The organism is Lewinella sp. 4G2, assembly GCF_001625015.1.
Classification (GTDB): Bacteria; Bacteroidota; Bacteroidia; order Chitinophagales; family Saprospiraceae; genus Neolewinella.
Genome location: NZ_LVWJ02000011.1, coordinates 200,500 through 216,461, shown reverse-complemented (window position 1 = coordinate 216,461; position 15,962 = coordinate 200,500). Strand labels below are relative to the sequence as shown.

Here is a 15,962-nt window from a genome sequence, read left to right as displayed (position 1 = left end):
GCTAACTGCGTACTTTTGCGGCAAAATATTCAGCCTATCAACCCGTCGGACCAACCCCGCGTCAATCCATTCCTCCAGATCCTCATTGCGATGATGTTCATCGGCACGAGCGGTGTGTTTGGTCGTTTCGTTCCCCTGGAGGCCATCGTTGCGGTGTGGTGGCGGGCAGCTATTGGCGGTGCGCTGTTGATCGCCTTCTGCCTGTACAAAGGGTATTCTTTCCGGATGGAGGACCGGCGGCAATTCGGGGTGGTCGTGCTCTCCGGCGTGCTGATGACAGCCCACTGGGTAACCTATTTCTATGCGCTCAAACTATCCAGCGTAGCCATCGGGATGCTGGCCATCTTTACCTATCCGGCTATGACAACTTTGCTGGAACCAATCGTATTGAAGAAGCCCTTCGTGCCCCGTCACCTATTATTAGCCGCCCTGGTGATTGGTGGGGTATATCTGCTGGCGCCCAGTTTTAGCTTTGCGGATGGCGCCACCGTCGGCCTCGCTCTCGGGATGCTCTCTGCCTTCATCTACTCCTTCCGCAATCTGCTCGTCAAGACCGAGATCGCTAAGCTGCAGGGCACCGTCGTGATGGCCTACCAAACCGTCATCGCCACCGTACTCGTTGCCCCGGTGTGGTTTTATTTCGATGCTGTGCCTACTACCGAATCCATCCCCTTCCTCATCGGCCTCGGTCTGTTGACGACCGCCGTTGGCCACACCCTCTTCCTGGCTTGTTTCCGCTTCTTCAGTGTCAGCACGGTCAGTCTCCTCAGTTGCGTACAGCCGGTGTACGGCATTCTGTTGGGGGTGCTCTTCTTCGGTGAATATCCCAACGCATCCGCCATCGGTGGGGGCGCATTAATTCTTTCCGCCGTTGCCGTAGAAGCGCTGTCCGTACGCAAACAGTTGGGCGCTGACGCAGGTGCGGAGTGAGTTGCAAGTTTCGAGTTGCAAGTTTCGAGTTGCAAGTTTCGAGTGGCGACGCTCACAACTTGATACTCGCAACTCGCAACTCGACAATGAAAAACGCCCCCTCCGTCCGAAGACCGAGGGGGCGTTGGTGACGTTGCCGTCAGCAATTGGGAGGAATTGCTTACACCGTCGTCGTAGCGGGCTCGCTAACCACAACGGTTTCGCGGGCTTCGCTATCGCTGGTGAGATCGTGAACGATCGGGGTAGCGACGAAGATGGAGGAGTAGGTACCGATGATGATACCCACCAACAGGGCGAAGGCAAAACCCTTGATGCTCGCACCACCGAAGAGGAGGAGTACCAGGACTACCAGCGCCGTCGTCAGCGAGGTGATCACCGTACGGGATACCGTACTGTTGATGGCGTTATTGATGACCGTCGTCTTATCCTGGCTTACGTAGGTATTTAGGAACTCACGAATCCGGTCAAACACAATCACCGTATCGTTGATCGAGTAACCGATAACCGTCAGTATGGCCGCAATGAAGGCCTGGTCGACTTCCATGTTGAAGCCAAGGCGGCCCCAGGAGAGGGCGAAGACACCCATCACGATGATGGAGTCATGGAACAGGGCCACAACGGCACCGATAGAGTAACGGATCTTGCTAAACCGTGCCAGTAGGTAAAGACCGATGAACAGCAGACCGATACCACCCGCCCAGTAGGCTGAGCTCTTGATGTCGTCGGCAATCGTCGGGCCAACCTTGCTAACGCTCGTGATGCGCGTGCCGGCGGATTCCGTGCTGGAGAAGTCCTCCAGGGTAAGGGCGGAATTGCCCGTAGCGTCCTTTACACCCTCGTAGAGAGCGGCGAGAACGACTTCCTGTGGCTCCTCACCGTTGACGAGGTCCGTCTCGTTGACGAGGTATTTCGTTACAACGTTGAAGGTATTGTCACCATCCACGGCCTTAACCGTTGGGGCGTTTCCGTCGAACGGTGCGGTCAGGGACTCGCGTAGCGTTTGGCCATCCACGGCGCCATCCACGGCGACGATGTAGCTGTAACCACCCTGGAAGTCAACACTGAGGTCAAAACCACGGGTTACGATGGCAGCGATAGAACCGAGTACGAGGAAAGCAGAGAGTGCGTAAGCGATCTTCCGCTTGCCCATCCAGTCCACGTTGACGTTGGCGAAGAGGTTCTTGCTGAAGCCCGTCCAGAAAGAGATGTTGCCGTACTTCTCGACCCACCATTCGATGATGAGGCGGTTGACCAATACGGCCGTGAAGAGCGAAGACAGTACACCAATACCGAGAACGACGGCGAAACCTTTGATCGGGCCTACGCCGAAGAAGTAGAGCGTACCGGCTACAAGCAGCGTCGTAACGTTAGCATCCACAATGGCGGAATAAGAGTTGCTGTAACCATCGTCGATGGCGTTCTTCAGTGTCTTACCGATCCGGAGTTCTTCGCGGATCCGCTCGTAGATGATCACGTTGGCGTCAACGGCCATACCGATCGTCAGGAGGATACCGGCGATACCGGGAAGGGTAAGTACCGTACCGAAGCTGGCCAGGATACCGAAGATGAACACGAGGTTCAGGAGCAGGGAAATGATGGAAACCACACCCGCGCCACCATAGTAAAGCAGCATGAAGAGCAGAACCAAAATGAAACCAGCGATCAGGGCAATCATGGAGCTACGGATGTTCTCTGCACCCAGGCTTGGGCCAATGATGCTTTCCTGAACGACGTCCAGACGAGCGGGTAGGCGACCTACCTGCAGGATGTTCGCGAGGTCACGCGCTTCCTCTACGTTGAATCCACCAGTAATGGCCGTATTACCACCGGTGATGGGGCCATTAACGCGGGGAGCGGATACGATCCGATCATCCAGTACGATGGCCACCTGACGGTTGCCAGCGTTGGAGGCTTCGGTCGTCATGCGCGCCCAGATAGCGGCACCTTCGGAGTTCATGCCGAGGTTTACGGCGATCTGTCCGTCGGGCTGAGGGCCAGCGTCCGCGTCAGTTACGTACTCGCCGGAAAGGGGAGCTTCACCGCTACGGGGCATGTTCAACTGGTAGAGCGCGTAGAGGTCAGAAGGTTGTCCGTCCTGGCCGGGCAGCGCGTTGGCTTCCCAGCGGAAGGTAGCGTTGCGGGGGAAGAGACGGGCTACTTCGGGGTCCGCCAGCATCTCGTTCACCTTTTCCAGGTTGGATTTGGTGGCGATACCAAGCACGGCGGGGCCGAGGTTACCATTGTTGGGGCTAAAGATCGAGAAGATCGGGCCGGCGGTCTGGTTCGTCGTTTCGATGGAATCAACGCGGTCAATCTCATCGGTCAGGTTACCCAGGTCATCAGACTTGTAGAAAGTATCGAGGCGGTAGGTTACTTCCTCAACGTAGTTGCTGTCGCGGCCGGCAGCGATCTTGGCGCGGCGATCGAGCGCCTGGTCGGCGGCAATCAGTGCCTGAATGCTTGCGTTGTCGATGGGCAGTACGTCGAAGAATTCCAGGTTAGCGGCCGTCGTCAGAATCGAACGGGCACGCTTGGAGTTCTCCACACCGGGTAGTTCGACCAGGATGAGGTCACGCTCGGCGTCGAGGTTGATGTTTGGCTGGACTACACCGAGTTGGTCGATCCGGCGGCTCACGAGGTTGTACGTGAGGCCCACCGTTTCCGTTGCCTTCTCCCGCAGGATGCGGATGACTTCGGCGTCAGAGGTGTTCTGATCGATCTCACCGGCCAGGGCGTCGTTGCGGCTAAAGAAAGGCGCGAGGCGCTTGCTTCCTTTGTTGGCTTCCCACGCGTCTGCGAAGAGGGAGATGTAATCGTCTTGGGTAGCTTTCTGAGCTTGGGAGGCTTCTTCTATTGCTTTTTCTAAGGCGGGGTCCTTTGAGTTTCGGGCCATCTTTCGAATGAACTCCCGAAGGTCGACCTGGAGAACGACGGACATACCGCCCTTGAGGTCGAGACCGAGGGCCAGCTGCTGGGCCTTGAGGTCGTTATAAGTGTAGGATTTGAGTAAAGGTATTTTGAATACCTCCTGGTCAGAAATACTGTCCAGGTATAAGGCCCGTGCGTCACGGAACTCCTTGCCATCGGTTTCTCCGGATGTCTCTTCGGCGTAATCTGCTGCATCGTTTTCAACCGAGTTGGTCGGGATGTAGAAGAAATACTGGAAGATGGTCACCAGAAGCATAACCACAAGGAAGAATTTGATAATTCCCTTGCCTTGCATAGTGAAAAAATTTAAGTTCGCGCGGACCCGCCGTACGAAATTTATTGGCGGGACCCTCGCATTAGAAAAAGGGTGAAAAGTTGCCGGCCTACACGAACAAAGCCCCCGAAGGAGCTTTGTAGGAATTTCCGGCGCTAACGTCATCGGGGCCTCCCAGTCCCAATTCCGCTAAGCGGCTGCAAATATAAGAATTAGTTTGTCGCTTGTTATCTACCCTTTGTCCAGCAAAGATTTACGCTGACGCTAGTTTGTCGGCCGTTGGCCGTGGGGTAGAGCCTCCTATTAAGGTTTGCGCCCTAGAATCGGTAGTTCAGGTACACACCGGTAGCGCCACCGCTCACCCGTAGCCCGCGCGGCAAGATGGCCTTTTTGTGCAGCGCGGGCACCAGATAACCAACCGTAGCCCCAACGGCGTAGCCCGCCAGAACGTCCGTTGGGTAATGCTTCGCCGCACGGATCCGCAGGTAACCCGTTGCCGCCGGTAAGCCCGCCGCCAGTACCCAGACGTAGGGTTTCAATTTGCTGTCAGGGTAGTAATCCGCAAAGACGCGGGCGAAGAAGAAGGTTCCTGCGGCGGAAAGGGACGTATGGCCGGAGATTAAACTCGCCCGGTCTCCGGACTTCAATTCGCGTTGCGGGTCCCAATTGTCGTTCAGTACGTAGGGTCGGGCGCGGAGGAAGGTGACCTTAGTCAGGCCGGTGATCCCACCCGTCAGGGCCATTGTTTCGGTGTAGAGAAGAGCAATTTTAGGGAGGTCCTTGCGCGTCCGTTTACCCAGGGCGAGCGCCAGGGGCAGGCCGGCGTTGAAGTTCAGGAACTTATCACTGAGTTTGCGGGCCGGCGTCCGTTCTTCCAGGCCGCCGAGGGAGCGGTCAAGAAAGTTGTTCTCCCCGAAATCCTGGATTTGGAGTTGGCCCAGGAGCGTTTCGGGTACCCGCTCCTGAAAGACAATAGCGCCGCCGGTCATCAACGTCCCCAGGCCGAGGTAGATCGCCTCCCGCTTTAAGGAAAGGTGGTAGGGGGAAACCGTTGTATCCGCTACTGACTGCGCAAAGGCACTGGCTCCGCTTAGCAGTAGGCTAACAAGTAAGCACAGGGATAGGTAGCGCAATGGGAAGGAGGATTGGTGGATTCAAACTTACTGTAAACCAAAAGGAAACGGCTAGCCAAAGTACACATTATCCGAGGCTGAGGGGATGTCCGACTAATCCGCCGTCCGGTCGCCTTCCTTACACCTCCGTTGGCTCCGCTTCGCTGATGACCATTGGGATGGCCTGGCGGATGTCCGTTTGCTGAGCTTTGTCCAGCAGGTCGTAGCGGACCCCATATCTTTTCAGCGATAGCTCGTCCCACAGTTCGTGGTAGCCGGCTTTCAGTTCATCGTATACGGCGAGATACTTGGCGTAGGCCGTCCCCCGGTCGTGGCGGAGGGATACGATGCGTTCGCCCGGTTGGGCCCCCGGTTTGCGGAGGTGGTCGACCAACAAACCCCGCACCTGCGGCAGCGCCACTAACTCGTCCTCAATTTGGAGCTCATTGTCTTTGTTGATGAGCACGGTCATTACTTTTTCCTCCGGATACGGCTCGGTGATCTCATCAGTGGACCACTCTGGCAATTTTACGAGGACGCCCTTTTCTTCGGCGATGGTGGTAGTGACGAGGAAGAAAATGAGGAGCAGAAAGGCGATATCGGCCATGGAGCCGGCGTTCACGGCGGGGGTCTCCCGACGCGTCTTTTTGTTGGACATGATGATTGGTGTTGCTTGCCGGGCAGATGCCGTAAGCCTCGATTTTGGTGGGCGGGGCTACTCTTCGGGGCGAAGATCAAAGAGCTTGCGGAGGTCGTCGATCTCGGGGTTTTTCTGGCGCATGGCCAGGAATTTATCGCGGGCGGTAAGGCGCTTTTTTACCTGGGTGGTCTCCGGCTTCATGGTCTCATCCACGGCCAGTTTCATGGCCAGGGTCGGCTGCCCGAAGTGGTCGCGCAGGAATTTGATCAGGCTGGTATTTCCGCGCAGGGTGGCCATGACGCGCTGGGAGCCGGCCTTGAAAATTACCTCGTTCTCCCCGAGTTCCGAAACGGTTTGGCCGAGCATGAGTACGAAGGTGGAGCCGGCGTTATCCTTGCGAAATTGCTGCAGCGCTGCCTCCAGATTTTCTGGATTAAGAGCCGGATACTCGCGCTCGTCCACGGTTTCCAACTCTTGTTTGGTAGCCGCCATCATTGCCGCGAGATCCACCGTTTTAAAGGCGGTCGGCGCCAAAGGTGGGGTAGGGGCGTCCAGCGTTGGGTCGCTGGTATCGGCCACGGATTCACCGCCGGGCACGCCGGTTGCGGCTACGGTACGGGTGGCTTCAGGGCTTTTTTTTTCCTCGCTTGGTGCGGAGGATACGGGCGCTGCCGCAGGTGCCGGGTTGGGTGGGGGAAGGGATACCTCCGGGCTACCGACACTCCGGTAAGCCCGCCGGACCGCCGTCATTTTGAGGAGGCTCATCTCCACGTGGAGCCGCTTGTTGCGGGCCATGCGGAACTCCAGATCACATTCGTTACAGATCTGCAAAACGGTGAGCAAGAGGTTAGCGGGGCTGATAGTAGCCTGCTGCTGGTACCGATCGCGCAAACGCTGCCCAACCTCGAGCAGTTTGAGCGTCTTGGGCTCCTTACAAACGAGTAGGTCGCGGACGTGAGCGGCCAGACCGTTGAGGAAGAGGTCTTCATCGAAACCCTTACGCAACACTTCGTCAAAGAGCAGGAGCATTCCCGAACGGTCTTCCGTCAGCACGTAGTCGATGGCGCGGAAGAAGTAGTCGTAATCGAGCACATTGAGGTTCTCAATGACGGCCTCGTAGGTGATTGATTTACCGCTGAAGGAAACGATGCGGTCGAAGATGGAAAGCGCATCCCGCAGGGCGCCATCCGCCTTCTGAGCGATGATGTGCAGGGCGTCATCCTCGGCGGCAATCCCTTCCTGCTGGCAGATGTCCTGCAGGTGGGTAATGATGTCCTTCGGCTGGATGCGTTTGAAGTCGAAGACCTGGCACCGGGAGAGGATGGTGGGGATGATCTTGTGCTTCTCCGTCGTGGCCAAAATGAAGATGGCGTAGGGCGGCGGCTCCTCCAGTGTCTTTAGAAAAGCGTTGAAGGCCGCCTGGCTGAGCATGTGGACCTCATCAATGATGAACACCTTATATTCCCCCTCCTGCGGCTGAAACCGAACCTGCTCGGTGAGGGCACGGATGTGATCAACGGAGTTGTTGCTCGCTGCATCTAACTCCGTGATATTCAGGGATGCATTATTGTTGAACGATACGCAACTGGAACACTCATTGCAAGGTTCGTAGTCTTCCGTACGGTTCTGACAGTTCAGGACTTTGGCCAGTATTCGTGCGCTCGTTGTCTTACCCACTCCCCGTGGCCCACAGAAGAGGAAGGCGTGCGCGAGGTGGTCCGTCTGCAGCGCATTCTTCAGTGTTTGGGACACGTGCTGCTGGCCAACGACCTCATCGAACTTGACGGGGCGATACTTGCGGGCGGAGACGACGAATTTTGACATAGGACGGCGAAGATAAGGACCCTGGATACGTTAACCGAACAACAACTGGTGGGGAGCTTAAGATTTATTGTCTACCCCTAGTTACTGCTGCGTTGAACGCTCGGCCAGATAGGCCCCGGCGCGGACGTAGAGGCTATCCACCCACGCCGGCTCCTGGCGGACAATCCACATCAAACTATCGAATTCCTCCTGCGTGCTGCCGTGCTCCGAAAGGACGCCGTCGTAAAATACCTCCCGCATCGAATCCCGCAATACCACGGGGACCTCCGTAACCAGGGACTCGGCCAGGTGCATCTCGGCGAGCATGGGTACGAGTCGGTCAGCGTCGACGGGGATGGGGCCGGGGGTGTCGGTGGTGCAGGCGGTTGCGAGGAACAGTAGGGGGGGGAGGGTAAGGAGGAGTGGTTTGAGCATGGGCTATTTTACGGTGAAAGGGTGTGGTGCTTTGGTATTTTGGTGCTTTGGTGCTTTTGATCCAAAATACCAAAGCACCAAAGTACTATTAAGGAAACTGGAGTGCAGGAGGAGTCCTTATCAAGTAGAGACCATGAAATGGGCAGCACACTCACCCCCCATCCTTCGGATACAAAAACCGGCCCCGGCGTGCCTCGCTCAGTTTGAAATCTCTCCACTTTGCAACGTCGCTGGTGGCTTCGACGATGCCGCAGGTGGGGACGTTGTCGATGTACCCATTATTGATCAACCGATTGGCTAAGTCCGTATAACCCGGGTTGTGGCCGAAGACGAAAACGGTATCCCAATCCGCGGGAAGTTCCTTGATGACCGCTTCGATTTCGCGGGGCGCGGCGTGGTAAAGTTCTTCCCGCTCCAAGACGGCGTCCTTGCTTAGCCCGGCAGCTTCGCGGAAACTGCGGGCGGTGGTTTTGGCGCGTTTTGCGGTGGAGGTGAGTAAGCCATCCGGTGCTCCCGCCAGGGCGACGAGGCGTGCGGCCATTTTCGGCGCGTCGCGCTTGCCCCGGGAATTGAGGGGCCGGTCGTGGTCCCGCAGGTTGAAGTCTTTCCAACTGGACTTGGCGTGGCGGACGAAGTAGAGTGTTTTCATAGCTAACGGGAATGGAGGCTTAACGGTGAGTTAACCCCGAGGGAAACGATATCGGCTAGATTTGTGTTGGACTATGCGATTAGTGTTTTCCGAAAATTAACGCAAGATGAGCAGTACCCCTACTTCCGGTAAGATCCTTTTAGTGGACGACGAGCCCGACATCCTCGAAATCCTGGAGTACAATCTTACCCGCGAGGGCTACGAAGTCTTTACCGCCTCCAACGGAGAAGAAGGGCTCAAAAGAGCCGAAGCCGTGGAGCCGGACCTCATCGTGCTGGACATCATGATGCCGATCATGGATGGGGTAGAGGTCTGCCGCCAGCTCCGGGCGAAACCTAAGTTCAAGAACACCATCATTACTTTTCTAACGGCCCGGGAGGAGGATTATTCCCAAATCGCTGCCCTCGATAATGGGGGGGATGACTACATCACCAAACCCATCCGCCCCCGCGTACTCTTGAGTCGCATCAAGGCATTACTCCGCCGCAACGAACGTTCCGAGAGTCAGGAAGAGGTGACCAGTATCAGTATCGGCGATTTGGTGATCGACCTCGAGCAAGTCGTTGTCCGTCGGGGCAAGGAAACCATTGAGCTGGCCAAAAAGGAATTTGACCTACTCACGCTGTTGGCGTCAAAGCCGGGAAAGGTCTTTAGCCGCGATGAGATCTTCAACCGCGTTTGGGGCACGGACGTCATCGTGGGTAACCGAACCATCGACGTGCACATCCGTAAACTGCGGGAAAAGTTAGGGGAGCACTACATTAAGACCATCAAGGGCATTGGCTACAAATTTGTCTTTTAAGGAATGGCACGTTTCCCCTTCACCGATCGTAATGCTGATAGCAGATTGAAAAACAGTACACCCCGGCAAATTGCTACCCGTGCGGCCCTGGCCATTACCGCCGCCAATGGTGGGGTCGTCTTACTGCTGGCGGGGTTCATGGGCGCCAACTTCGTTTGGTGGGTGCTGCCACTGGATTTACTGGGCAGCTTTATCTGCTCTTACCTAATCGTCCTGAGTTACCTCGACCGGTACATCTACCGCAAGATCAAACTCATTTACAAGACCATCCACAACCAAAAAGTAGGGGCCGAAGCTAAGCGGGACCTGAACGTGCTGGACCAACCCATCATTGACGACGTCGAGAAAGAGGTCCAGGAATGGGCCGCCGTCAAAGAGCGGGAGATGAACCAGTACGAAGATTTCGCCAAGTACCGCCGCCGCTACATTGGGGACATCAGCCACGAGCTCAAAACGCCGATTTTCAACATTCAGGGCTACCTCCATACCATCCTGGATGACGAATCGGTGATGGACAACCAAAAATTCGTTCGCAAATTCCTCCGCAAGGCGGCGCGCAACGTGGAGCGGCTGCAAACGATCGTCGAAGACCTCAGCGCCATTTCCCGATTGGAGAGTGGGGAGTTGATCCTCGATATGGAGGTCTTCAACATCCGCGATTTAGCCGCCGAAGTACTGGAGGAGTTGGACCTCAAGAGTAAGGACGTGGGCGTACAGTTAGGATTCAAAGAGGGCGCTGACGCAGGATTCATGGTAAGGGCCGATCGCGAGAGTATCCGCCAGGTAATTATCAATCTCGTCAATAATTCGCTCAAGTACGGCAACGAACAGGGCCACACGAAGATTGGCTTTTACGACATGGAGACCTACATCCTCTGTGAAGTAGCGGACAACGGAATCGGTATCCCCGAAAAGCACGTCCCCCACGTGTTCGACCGTTTCTACCGGGTGGATAAGAGCCGTAGCCGGCAGAAGGGTGGGTCCGGCCTGGGCCTGAGTATTGTCAAGCACATTATTGAGGCGCACCACCAGACGATCAACGTTAGGAGCTCGGTGGGGCTGGGGAGTACGTTTGGGATTACGTTGGCTAAGGCAGAGTGATTGGTGATTTGGTGATTTGGTGCTTTGGTATTTTGGTGCGTTGGATCCAAAGCACCAAAATACCAAAGCACCGTATTTGGATTACTTAATACCTATAGAGACCTGAAACCCAGTAAAGGCTTCTGCAAAAAATCCAATTCAAAAAGACCAAACCCTTTCCCGCAACCGAAAAAACCCTATCTTTGCGCTCCAATTCCTAAATTCTCATCCGAGAAACCACTAAAATTATGCTGACTGCATGCTAATCATCAACGTCCGAGAAGGAGAAAACATCGACCGCGCACTTAAGCGGTACAAGCGCAAATCCATCAACACCCGCGTCATCCGCGAACTGCGTAACCGCCGGGAATTCACCAAGCCAAGCGTCCTACGCCGCAAGGAGAAGCTCAAAGCAGCTTACCGTTTGGATAAGTACGGTGAGCGCTAGGTCCACGGCCTGCCCCAACTCTTTTAAAACATACGTTGGTTGTTAGGAGCAATCGACAAGTCTTGAGAATGGCTACCCTGAGCAGTTTTGCTTTTGGTAGCCATTCTTGCGTTTGGGCGGGTGGCTAGGAGTCGGTACTCTCCGTCAGCAAACTTTTTTTATTCGGTGATGGCAGGTCACACTAGTCATTACACTTTCAGTCCTCCGATACGGGTAGGGTCTGAGGAACGTGTATGGCTGTTGTTTCGTCTCCTTTGCGGGTTTCTAAACTCTGTGTAGCAAAGTCCACTACCTCACTCCTTGACGTGGCTCCAGCTTTACTGTTTGACGATCCTTTCGACTTCCCGCAGGCCTCCGGTGCGAATTTCAAGGAAGTAGAGGCCCACGGGCAATGCACCTAAGTCAATTGTGAAATGATCTTCTTTATATTCAACGCTAATACTGGTGTTTTTTTGCTGGCCACTAGCGTCGAGTAGCCGTAGCTCGGGGCGAGTAGACTGCGAATTACCCTGAGGAACCCGAATGTTTAGGATTTGCTGCACCGGGTTGGGGTACACCGCTTCAATCAATCGACCGTGGCAACAATTTATCTGGACTTGCACTATGGTGCCGATCTGCCGTTGCTGCCCGTCGAGATCGGTCTGGGTCAGCTGGTAGAAAACGGTTCCGGTGCCAGGTTCTTCATCGAGGTAAGTATAGGCCTGTGCCGCCCCCGGGTAATTTCCCGCCGGGACGGTAGCTAACGGTGCGAACGTCTGCCCATCACCCGAGCGTAGCAACGTGAAGTACTCATTATCACTTTCGGTGGACGTTTCCCAGAAAAGGGTGACACCCTTACTATCGACTTTACCGGAAAAATTAGCCAAAGCGACGGGTAATGCAGGATTCTCGTTAACCGTGACGGAAAACTTGCAATCAGTATTAGTATTGCCGACAGCATCAGTAGCAACGTAGACGAGCTGGAAGGGTGTACCTGTTACTCCCGGCATACTACCAGGACTAAAATCCGGGTTGGAAAGGCGGACCACCGTCACGTCGGTACAATTATCCACGTAGGTAGGGGCTAAGTAATCCAAAGCCTCCCCTTCGGTTATTGTCTGATTCTCGGGGCAGGGGCCAGTCAATTGCGGGGCCGTAACATCGAAGACATCCACGTCCACTGAACAGTCGTCGCTATTGTTGTTACCATCCGCAACAGTTAGAATTGTGGTGGTCCCAAGATTGGTGGTTATGACCAGGTTATCAATACCGTGGTTCATGTTCCGCCGAGGATTATTATTGATCGAAGTTACCCGCAGGGGAAAAACGTCTCCGGGCGCAAGAGATAGATTAGTGACAAGGAACCGCAGTCTCCGGGCGCTCAGATTAGCTGCATCCATTTGTGCATCGGTCAACCAACTGGTTGCAATGACCGAGGTAGATTGGTTATTAAGTATTGGGGACGTACTACCCAGAATGCTTACTGGATTTCCACCCGCAATGCGCTCTTGCCAAACCACTTGCGCAGTGCGTAAGGATCCGGTAGTTCGTACCCAGGGAACCTCCAAATCATAAGTGATCGTAAAGGAAGTAATGGTCTGCCCACTAGTGTTTTGCAGGTTAAAGTCCCAGTATACTTGATCACCACCACTGGATTTGTACATCGTCAACGCGCGGTCTACACTGTCGGCTTGGAAGGACCAGTATTCGTCAAAAATGCCTCCCCAGTCCCCGGAACTTTCTGCATTGACAAAGTTACCTCCACGTGAGGACCATTCGGAGATGTCCTCGTCCATGTTATTACTGTACAGAATGAAGGACAAGTCCTCGCAGGCAAAGAGGTTTTGGCTTAGCTCACTGGTGATGGGCGTACAGTCATCCATTACGTCATCAGAGACGTCTGTGCTCAAAATATCACCCTCGCCGTTGACGTCAAGATCAACCACTGCTCTTTGGCAACTGAAGCTTGGCGGGGTGCCATCATTGGCACAGTCTTGAGCGAATAAGCCGTTCGACGCCGAATAGATTAGCGCTGCGATCAACATGAAACGGTGAATTTCGCGGTTTGCGAGTAATGTCTTAGTTGCCATGGTGCGGGAAATTTGAATGATTCAATCTACAGCGGAGCGGTGACTAAGGTAATCATCACAAAGCGCCGGAACCATTGTCGCTTACGGATACGCAAAAGTCATCGCCAGATCTTCACCCTTAAGACCTCTCATTAAGGTGTTGTAAGCCATGACTTACAATACTTATAACGGGGCAGCTGTAACAAAGCGATATTTTTAAAAATAAAGCACTAAAAGCCATTCCCATGAACAGATACTATATCACCCTCCTGGCAATTTTTGTGTCCGTAGTACTCTCCGCCCAGGTAGGCGTAAACAACTCGAATCCGCAACAAACCCTCGACGTCAACGGTAAAATTAAAGTCGGTAACGATGGTGCCACGCCTACCGCCGGGACGATGCGCTTCAACGTGCTCAGCGGTGAGTTTGAAGGCTACGACGGTGCCGAATGGAAAGTACTATCCCTCGAGAAAAGCGGCGGCGCGCCTTCGGAGCCGGAGTATTACAGTGGGGAGACGAATTTCATTCGGGTGGGTGAATCCTTTTCGAGCTTAATCCTGAGAAGGGCCCGGACTGGCGGCAGCAACCCGTCCTCCTTCACTACCGTACCTACGGGGCGTTACTTCATCGTTACGCACGTTAATATCCTGGATAATAACGGTACGTCTAGTCTGGAGCGCATGGACGTAGATATGTCAGCCATCACCGGTAGTAATGGATCTCCTCGCCAGGGAACCCGCCTCCGCTACGCTATGTCGAACCATGACACCCGCCCCATCATTGGTAGCCTTTCCAGCCCGGTGATGATATTACGGGGTGGAGAGCAGATGCGATTTAGCAACCGCAGCCTCTCCAGCCAAACTACGGTCAACGTGGTTGTCAGGGGTTTCCTGGTTGACGATCTGGACTACTAAGTTCGGCAAACCAAGGAGTGAGGGATCTTCGTATTACTTATTTCACCAAACTAAATCCGAAGGCCATCGTTTCACCCCCATGATCGAAACCCCTCCTCAGGAAACGGCCACTAACCAAGGCGTACGCGCCCGCACCGAGCAACTCCTCACCAGCCTCACCGCCGGGCTTTACGAACGGGATAAAGCGATGGGCCTCGCCCTTCTAACCGCCGTTGCGGGTGAATCCATCTTCTTGCTAGGCCCTCCGGGGGTAGGGAAATCCCTCATCGCACGGCGGCTGAAGTACGCCTTTCGGGATGGGGTGAGTTTTGAGTACCTCATGTCGAAGTTCTCTACGCCGGACGAAGTCTTCGGACCCATTTCTATTAAGAAGCTGAAGGACGAGGATAAGTACGAACGCCTTACCGATCGCTACCTCCCGGGCGCCAACATTGTTTTTCTCGACGAGATTTGGAAGGCCGGCCCCGCCATCCAGAACGCGCTGCTGACCATCCTCAACGAAAAGATCTACCGCAACGGGGAGGAGGACGTCAAGGTGGGGATCCGCGGCATCATCACGGCATCCAATGAGCTGCCCCCGAAGAGTGCCAACCTGGCGCCGATCTGGGACCGCTTCCTTGTCCGCCTCGAATTGGGGAAGATCCGCCAGTACGAGAACTTCGTCAAGATGGTGGTGGATACCAAAGATGTCTACCAGGACGACATCCCCACCGAAACCAAACTAACGGAGGCGGAGCTGGACGAATGGTCTCAGCAAATCGATGCGGTAGAGGTCCCGGCTGAAGTCCTCAACACTCTGCAGCTGTTACTCTTCAAGATTGAGCAGTACAACCAACAACCCAATAATGCGCCCAATCAGATCCGGATCTACGACCGGCGCTGGAAGAAGATCGTCCGGTTATTGCGTACGTCCGCATTTTTGCACCAGCGGCAGCGCACGAATCTGATGGACTGCTTTCTGATGGAACACTGCCTGTGGAACGGACCGGAACAACGTGAAGTGATCCGGGAGATGATCGTCGAGGCTGTCCGTAAACACGGCTACTCAGTCGCCGTCAACCTGCAGAGTCTGAAGCGGGAAGTGGCGGAATTTGAAAAGGACGTCCACGAAGAAACCCGCATCAAACACGTGGTGGAAGAGAACCAGCTGCTGCCCGTCGCCGAAAGTTACTACCAGTTGGAAAAGGACCTCAGCCAATTCCGCGGCGTCCTCGTCAGCATCGACCAGTTCCGCAGCCTGGACAACCAGGAGATGCGCAGCGTCAACTTCTACGATGAGGAGAAGAATTTGGTAAACCGGATCCGCGGCCGGAAGGGGCCGAAGGAGAATACCATCGAAGTTAATTTTAACGGAACCGATCGTGTATTCCCCCTGAAGACAGCCCTGATTGAACGGACCGAAGTCATCCGGAAGAAACCCCATCGCGTCCTCGAAAAATTTTGGGACCAACGACACGAACAACTCACCAGCTACATCAGCCAGCAGCGGCAGGCCATCAAAGAAAATGGCCCCGAAGAATTAACGGAGATCGGCAAGCACCTCTTTGTGGAGGAGGCTTACGCCGAGGTCGTTGGCGCTAATCTGCGGGAGGTGGAAGAGGCCCTAGCGGGGCTGGCCTTGCGGTTGGAGAAGCTGCATTTTGAGTATGCGGATCGGTAATGGTTCCCGACGTCTCGTCGGGATTCGTTTTCGACAAGAGGGTAAGGGAGGAAAAGGAGAATAAGAGGAGAGCGGTTTCCGACGTCCCGTCGGGATTTCTTCGGCCTCCCTGGGGAAATCCCCGGCTCCCGACCTCTAGGTCGGGCTTTTGCGCAGTCCGCCACGATCATATTCTGATCGTTTCGTAGTTAGTTAGCATTCGCCCAATCCACCAAAATTCGTTTCTTGAGTCTCCACAA

The 15,962-nt window shown here is 54.9% G+C and carries 13 protein-coding genes; 6 read left to right on the top strand and 7 right to left on the bottom strand.

Annotated features, from left to right (window positions below):
• Nucleotides 1-15: 15 nt before the first annotated feature.
• The gene (locus A3850_RS00935) at nucleotides 16-930 is read left to right on the top strand and encodes a DMT family transporter (RefSeq protein WP_231915265.1); all 915 of its coding nucleotides are present in this window, start codon (nucleotides 16-18) and stop codon (nucleotides 928-930) included.
• 160 nt (nucleotides 931-1,090) lie between these two features.
• Here the strand turns inward: A3850_RS00935 and secDF are convergent, their stop codons facing one another.
• The 6 genes from secDF to A3850_RS00905 all read right to left on the bottom strand — a co-directional run bounded on the left by secDF (nucleotide 1,091) and on the right by A3850_RS00905 (nucleotide 8,771).
• Nucleotides 1,091-4,153, bottom strand: a complete 3,063-nt coding sequence (gene secDF / locus A3850_RS00930) for a protein translocase subunit SecDF (protein WP_068213019.1) — start codon at nucleotides 4,151-4,153, stop codon at nucleotides 1,091-1,093.
• Between the two features lie 296 nt (nucleotides 4,154-4,449).
• Entirely contained in the window at nucleotides 4,450-5,265 is an 816-nt protein-coding gene (locus A3850_RS00925) for a phosphatase PAP2 family protein (protein WP_068213014.1), read from the bottom strand.
• A gap of 118 nt (nucleotides 5,266-5,383) precedes the next feature.
• Nucleotides 5,384-5,902 carry a biopolymer transporter ExbD gene (locus A3850_RS00920; RefSeq protein ID WP_068213011.1) on the bottom strand — a complete coding sequence of 173 codons (519 nt, stop codon included), beginning with the start codon at nucleotides 5,900-5,902 and terminating at the stop codon, nucleotides 5,384-5,386.
• A gap of 57 nt (nucleotides 5,903-5,959) precedes the next feature.
• Nucleotides 5,960-7,708: a DNA polymerase III subunit gamma/tau gene (gene dnaX / locus A3850_RS00915; protein WP_068213008.1), complete on the bottom strand. Its 1,749-nt coding sequence runs from the start codon at nucleotides 7,706-7,708 to the stop codon at nucleotides 5,960-5,962.
• A gap of 81 nt (nucleotides 7,709-7,789) precedes the next feature.
• Nucleotides 7,790-8,122 (bottom strand): DUF4296 domain-containing protein, encoded by a 333-nt coding sequence (locus tag A3850_RS00910; RefSeq protein ID WP_068213006.1) that lies wholly within the window; start codon nucleotides 8,120-8,122, stop codon nucleotides 7,790-7,792.
• A gap of 151 nt (nucleotides 8,123-8,273) precedes the next feature.
• A complete protein-coding gene (locus A3850_RS00905) occupies nucleotides 8,274-8,771 on the bottom strand; it encodes a histidine phosphatase family protein (RefSeq protein WP_068213003.1) in 498 nt (165 codons plus the stop codon).
• A 106-nt stretch (nucleotides 8,772-8,877) separates the two neighbouring features.
• Between A3850_RS00905 and A3850_RS00900 the strand changes: the two genes are divergently transcribed.
• From A3850_RS00900 to rpsU, 3 genes are all read left to right on the top strand, one after another.
• A complete protein-coding gene (locus tag A3850_RS00900; RefSeq protein WP_068213000.1) occupies nucleotides 8,878-9,573 on the top strand; it encodes a response regulator transcription factor in 696 nt (231 codons plus the stop codon).
• 3 nt (nucleotides 9,574-9,576) lie between these two features.
• Nucleotides 9,577-10,674, top strand: a complete 1,098-nt coding sequence (locus A3850_RS00895) for a cell wall metabolism sensor histidine kinase WalK (protein ID WP_068212997.1) — start codon at nucleotides 9,577-9,579, stop codon at nucleotides 10,672-10,674.
• 238 nt (nucleotides 10,675-10,912) lie between these two features.
• Nucleotides 10,913-11,101: a 30S ribosomal protein S21 gene (gene rpsU / locus A3850_RS00890; protein ID WP_020569255.1), complete on the top strand. Its 189-nt coding sequence runs from the start codon at nucleotides 10,913-10,915 to the stop codon at nucleotides 11,099-11,101.
• A gap of 317 nt (nucleotides 11,102-11,418) precedes the next feature.
• Here the strand turns inward: rpsU and A3850_RS00885 are convergent, their stop codons facing one another.
• On the bottom strand, nucleotides 11,419-13,170 hold the full coding sequence (locus tag A3850_RS00885) for a T9SS type A sorting domain-containing protein (protein WP_082921542.1): 1,752 nt from the start codon (nucleotides 13,168-13,170) through the stop codon (nucleotides 11,419-11,421).
• Between the two features lie 224 nt (nucleotides 13,171-13,394).
• Between A3850_RS00885 and A3850_RS00880 the strand changes: the two genes are divergently transcribed.
• Both A3850_RS00880 and A3850_RS00875 read left to right on the top strand, forming a co-directional pair.
• On the top strand, nucleotides 13,395-14,063 hold the full coding sequence (locus A3850_RS00880) for a hypothetical protein (protein ID WP_068212991.1): 669 nt from the start codon (nucleotides 13,395-13,397) through the stop codon (nucleotides 14,061-14,063).
• Nucleotides 14,064-14,142: 79 nt separating this feature from the next.
• The gene (locus A3850_RS00875) at nucleotides 14,143-15,723 is read left to right on the top strand and encodes an AAA family ATPase (protein ID WP_068212988.1); all 1,581 of its coding nucleotides are present in this window, start codon (nucleotides 14,143-14,145) and stop codon (nucleotides 15,721-15,723) included.
• The last annotated feature ends 239 nt before the right edge of the window (nucleotides 15,724-15,962 follow it).